The organism is uncultured Aquincola sp. (assembly GCF_964001545.1).
GTDB lineage: Bacteria > Pseudomonadota > Gammaproteobacteria > Burkholderiales > Burkholderiaceae_C > Aquincola.
In genome coordinates this window covers 1-4,793 of the sequence record NZ_CAXFDV010000394.1, presented here as the reverse complement: position 1 = coordinate 4,793, position 4,793 = coordinate 1, and the positions used below count along the sequence as shown (strand labels likewise).

At 71.9% G+C, this 4,793-nt stretch carries 3 protein-coding genes; 1 reads left to right on the top strand and 2 read right to left on the bottom strand.

The window, feature by feature from the left end; translation table 11 throughout:
- Together ABNT58_RS13630 and mutM are read right to left on the bottom strand one after the other, a co-directional pair.
- A partial coding sequence (locus tag ABNT58_RS13630; RefSeq protein ID WP_348754012.1) for a dynamin family protein occupies nucleotides 1–1,946 on the bottom strand: 1,946 nt, incomplete at its 3' end.
- 116 nt (nucleotides 1,947–2,062) lie between these two features.
- Nucleotides 2,063–2,896: a bifunctional DNA-formamidopyrimidine glycosylase/DNA-(apurinic or apyrimidinic site) lyase gene (gene mutM, locus ABNT58_RS13625; protein WP_348754011.1), complete on the bottom strand. Its 834-nt coding sequence runs from the start codon at nucleotides 2,894–2,896 to the stop codon at nucleotides 2,063–2,065.
- Nucleotides 2,897–3,077: 181 nt separating this feature from the next.
- Here mutM and ABNT58_RS13620 point away from each other — a divergent pair.
- Nucleotides 3,078–4,793: tetratricopeptide repeat protein (locus ABNT58_RS13620; RefSeq protein ID WP_348754010.1), on the top strand; the 1,716-nt coding region annotated here is incomplete at its 3' end.

The window sequence follows — 4,793 nt, the reverse complement described above, 5'->3', positions numbered from 1 at the left end:
TCCGACACCGTTTCGTTGAGCATCAGCGCCCGCAGGCTGGTGGCCTGCGCCTGCAGCTGCTCGCCCACGGCTTCCCAGTGGCGGTGCTGGGCCTGCAGTTCCTCGATGCGCCGCGACAGATCGCCAGCAGCGCTATGCGCCCGCTCCAGCGTCTCGCGCCGGCGCTGGAAACCGCGGCGGCGGTCGCGTAGCTGCACCTCCACCTGCACCGCCAGCGACTGGCTCCAGCGCTCGGTTTCGTGCGTTGCATGCTCGAACACCGCTTCCAGCTTGCTCACCAGCATGCGGCGGAACTGCTCCTTCTGCCGGTCGTCGCCCAGGCGCAGCGCGTAGGGCAGCCCCAGGTAGCGGCCATAGTTGCGCTCGATCAGGTCGATCTCGCCCAGCGCACGGGCATGCGTGGGGGCGGGGCTGCAGGCCAGCGCAAAACCGAAGTCGGTGTTGAGCTGCTGGTAGCTGGCGGTGAGCATGGCCTGCGCTTCGGCCCCCAGCGCGGCGGCCTGTTCCAGCCGCTGACGCAGGCGCACGCACAGCTGGCCGAACGCCTTGCGCGTGCCCAGCTTGAGCAGCCGGCCGGCGGACTCCAGCTGCATGCGCGACACGTCGTCGCGCAGCTGCGCGGCCGACAGCAGCTGCACCGCATCGCCCACCAGCCGGCCGTGCACCGACCGCAGCGCAGCCAGCCGGCCGGTGCAGCGCTCGAAGTCCTGCGCCTCGGCGCCCAGGCGCTCCAGCGTGCGCTGCACCTTGCTGGCGTTCTTGCCTCGCACGTCCTGCAGTTCGGTCAGCTGCTCATGCAGCTGGCGGCGCTGGTCGGCCACCTGGCGCGCGGCCTGGGCCTGCACGGTGGCCGTGCCGCTCAACACCATCTCGGCCAGCACCTGGCGGCGGCGCGGCAGCAGCTGGGCCACCAGGGCGTCTTCCAGGGCCGCCAGGCCGCCGGTGGCGCTGGCCGCGACATCGGCCAGCCCGCCGTTGGCGATGCGTGCCACCAGCGCCTGGCGTGCCGACACCGGGTGCACCGCCGACGGCGGCAGGCCCAGCATGGCCGCCACCGACGCACACTGGCCATCGACCTGGGCCTGCACCTCGGCGGGTGTCAACAGCGGGTCGGCCAGGGTGTCGATCTTGTTCAGTGCCACATAGCGGGCCGGTCCATGGTCGCCCAGGTGGTCGTGCCACACGGCCAGCTCCGACTGGGTGACACCCGTGTCGGCGCCGACGACGAAGACCACCGCATGCGCCGTGGGCAGCAGCGACAGCGTCAGCTCGGGCTCGGCGCCCACCGCATTCAGGCCCGGCGTGTCCAGCACCACCAGGCCCCGGCGCAGCAGCGGATGCGGATAGTTGAGCACCGCATGGCGCCACACCGGCACCTCCACCAGGCCGTCGGGGCGCTGTGGCGCGCCATTGCCGGCGCCCGCCCGGTCGGGCTGCACCAGGCCCAGCGCGCGGGCCTCGTCGAGCGACACGGTCTTGGTGCGCGTGAGCTCCTTGAGCGCCTGCGCCACCCGGTCGGGGTCGTTGACGTCCAGCCGCAGCCGCTTCCAGCGGCCCGACTGCGCCCGCAGCTCCGCCAGCGTGGCGGCTTCGAGGCGGGTTTCGATGGGCAGCAGCGCCAGCAGGGGCGGCAGCGCGTCGTCGTGGCCCAGCTCCACCGGGCACATGGTGGTGCGGCCTGGCGTGGCCGGCAGCATGCGGCGGCCGGTGTCGGCAAAGAAGATGGCGTTGATCAGCTCGGACTTGCCGCGCGAGAACTCGGCGACGAAGGCCACCACCAGCTGTTCGCTGGCCAGGCGCTGCCGCAGCGTGTCCAGCAGCTGCAGCAGGCTGTCGTCCAGCAGCTCATGGCTACTCAGGGTCTGCTGGAATGCCGCCACCTGGCGAGCGGCGTCCTCGCGCCAGTCGGCCAAGGCGTCCAGGTGGTGGGCAAAGGTGAACTCCATCAAGCTTTGGCGGCTGCAGCAGAACTGAGAGGAATGCTAGCGCGCCCAGGTGTGTCTGCCGCAAGACGATGGCTACCGCTTGCTACGGCGCAACGCCGCCTGGGCGCGGCTGCAGGCTAGCGTTTCTGGCACACCGCGCACCAGAAGGTGCTGCGCTGCGCCTGCACCATGCGGCGCACCGGCGCGCCGCAGTTGGGGCAGGGCAAGCCTTCACGGCCGTACACACGCGCTTGCAACTGGAACTGGCCGTCCATGCCGTGGGCGTCGCGAAAATCCCTCAAGGTGCTGCCGCCCAGGGCCAGCGCGCGGCTCAGCACCTCGCGCACCGCCGCCAGCAAACGCGCCGCACGCGGCCGGCTGATGCGATCGGCCGGCGTGCGCGGGTCGATGCGGGCGTCGAACAGCGCCTCGCAGGCATAGATGTTCCCGGCGCCCACGATGATGTCGCCCGCCAGCAGGGCGGCCTTGATCGGCGCACGGCGGCGTTGCAGCGCGGCATGGAACAGCGCTGGCGTCAGCGCCTCGTCAAAGGGCTCATGGCCCAGTGTGGCCAGCAGCTTGGCGGCCATGCCGGCGTCGATGGCCGGCGACCACACCACGGCGCCGAAGCGCCGCGGGTCGGTCAGGCGCAGCACGCCGTGGCTGGTGTGCAGCTCGAAGTGGTCGTGCTTGCCGGCCTCGCGCGCCGGTGCCGGCAGCAAAGCCAGCGAGCCCGACATGCCCAGGTGCAGCAGCAGCCCGCCCGAAGGCTCGGCCGGCAGCTGCAGCGGCAGCCACAGGTACTTGCCGCGGCGCACGGTGTCGCCCACCGTGGCACCCACCAGCTCGTCCGGCTCACGGCCCAGCGGCCAGCGCAGCGGCGCGCCCATCAGCAATCGCTCGACCCGGGCGCCGGCAATGCGGTCGGCAAAACTGCGGCGCGTGGTTTCCACTTCCGGCATCTCAGGCATGGCGGCTGCTGGCCATGGCCCATGCCATGTTTTCTTGCAGGAACATGCACCGATTGTGGAGCGCCAGCGCTTCACCAGCCGTTGACACGGCCATGTCTAGAATCCAACGGCTCAAGGAGTCGCGATGCTTGCCCTCTCTCCGCGGTGGCGCGCCGCAACCCGCCACGCGCTAGCCGCAGCAATGCTGGCCGCGGGCGTCGTTCACGCGCAAAGCCCTTCACCGGCCGCCCAGGCCGCCCTGCCCGCTGCGGCCGCCGCTTCGGCCCCCGACAACTCGGCGCTCGATGCGCCGCTGTTCTATCAACTGCTAATCGGCGAGATCGAGCTGCGCAACGGCGAAGCCGGCACCGCCTACCAGGTGATGCTGGACGCCGCCCGCCGCGCACGCGACGAGCAGCTGTTCAAGCGCGCGGTCGAGATCGCGCTGCAGGCCCGCGCCGGCGACCAGGCCTTGTCCGCGGCCAAGGCCTGGCGCATCGCCGCGCCCGATTCGGCCGAGCCGCTGCGCTACCAGGTGCAGCTGCTGATGGCGCTGAACCGCGTGCCCGAAGTGGCAGAGCCGCTGCGCGAGCTGCTGGCGCAGACGCCGGTGGTCGAGCAGCCGGGGCTCATCTCTTCGCTGCCGCGCTTTTTCCAGCGCAGCACCGACCGCAAGCAGGTGGTCGACCTGTTCGAGCAGGTGCTGGCGCCCTATCTGGAAACCACCGGCACCCGCGCCTCGGCCCGCGTGGCGTTGGCGCGGGCCTGGCTGGCCGCGGGCGACACCGGCAAGGCCCTGACCCTGGCACGCCGAGCCCAGGTGGACGACCCCAGCTTCCCCGGCCCGGCGCTGCTGGCGCTGGAGCTGATGCCCACGCAGCCCGACGCGCAGCGCCTGGTCGAGAACTACCTCAACCAGCCCAAGGCCGAACCCGCGGTGCGGCTGGCCTATGTGCGCGTGCTGAGCAGCGCGCAGCGTTACGCCGACGCCGCCCGCCAGCTGGACATCGTCACCCAGTCGCAGCCTGACCAGCCCGGCCCCTGGCTCACGCTGGGGGCGCTGCAGCTGGAGCTGCGCCAGCCGCAGCAGGCCGAGGCCTCGATCCAGCGCTTCATCAGCCTGCGCCAGGCGGCTGCGCAAGCGCCTGCCACGGCAGCCTCCAGCCCCGCCGAAGACGCCGATGGCGACGATGCCCAAGGCACCGATGCCCAGGCCGACCTGGCGCAGGCCTGGCTGCTGCTCGCCCAGGCGGCCGAACAGCGCGGCGACCTGAAGGCGGCCGATGCCTGGCTGGGCAAGATCGACAGCCCGCAGCGCGCCCTGGAAGTGCAGGCCCGCCGCGCGATGCTGGTGGCCCGCCAGGGCCGCGTCGCCGAAGCGCGCGCGATGATCCAGGCGATCCCCGAACGCAGCCCGGACGACGCCCGCGCCAAGCTGATGGCCGAATCGCAGATGCTGCGCGAGGTCAGGCAATGGCAGGCCGCGCACGACGTGCTGGCCGCCGCCACCGCCCGCCAGCCCGAAGACGCCACGCTGCTGTACGAGCAGGCCATGATGGCCGAGAAGATCAACAAGCCGGCCGAAATGGAACAGCTGCTGCGGCGGGTGATCCAGCTCAAGCCCGACCATGCGCATGCCTACAACGCGCTGGGCTATGCGCTGGCCGATCGCAACCAGCGCCTGCCCGAGGCGCGCGACCTGATCGCCAAGGCGCTGTCGCTGTCGCCGGGCGACCCCTTCATCACCGACAGCCTGGGCTGGGTGGAATTCCGCCTGGGCAACCGCGAAGAAGCGCTGCGCCTGCTGCGCCAGGCCTACAGCGCCCGACCCGACCCCGAGATCGCCGCCCACCTGGGCGAAGTGCTGTGGGCGCAGGGCGAGCGCGACGAGGCCCTGCGCCTGTGGCGCGACGCCCAG

Coding starts and splice junctions, on each gene's coding strand:
- mutM (WP_348754011.1), bottom strand. CDS start 2,896: ATGCCTGAGATGCCGGAAGTGGAAACCACGCGCCGCAGTTTTGCCGAC.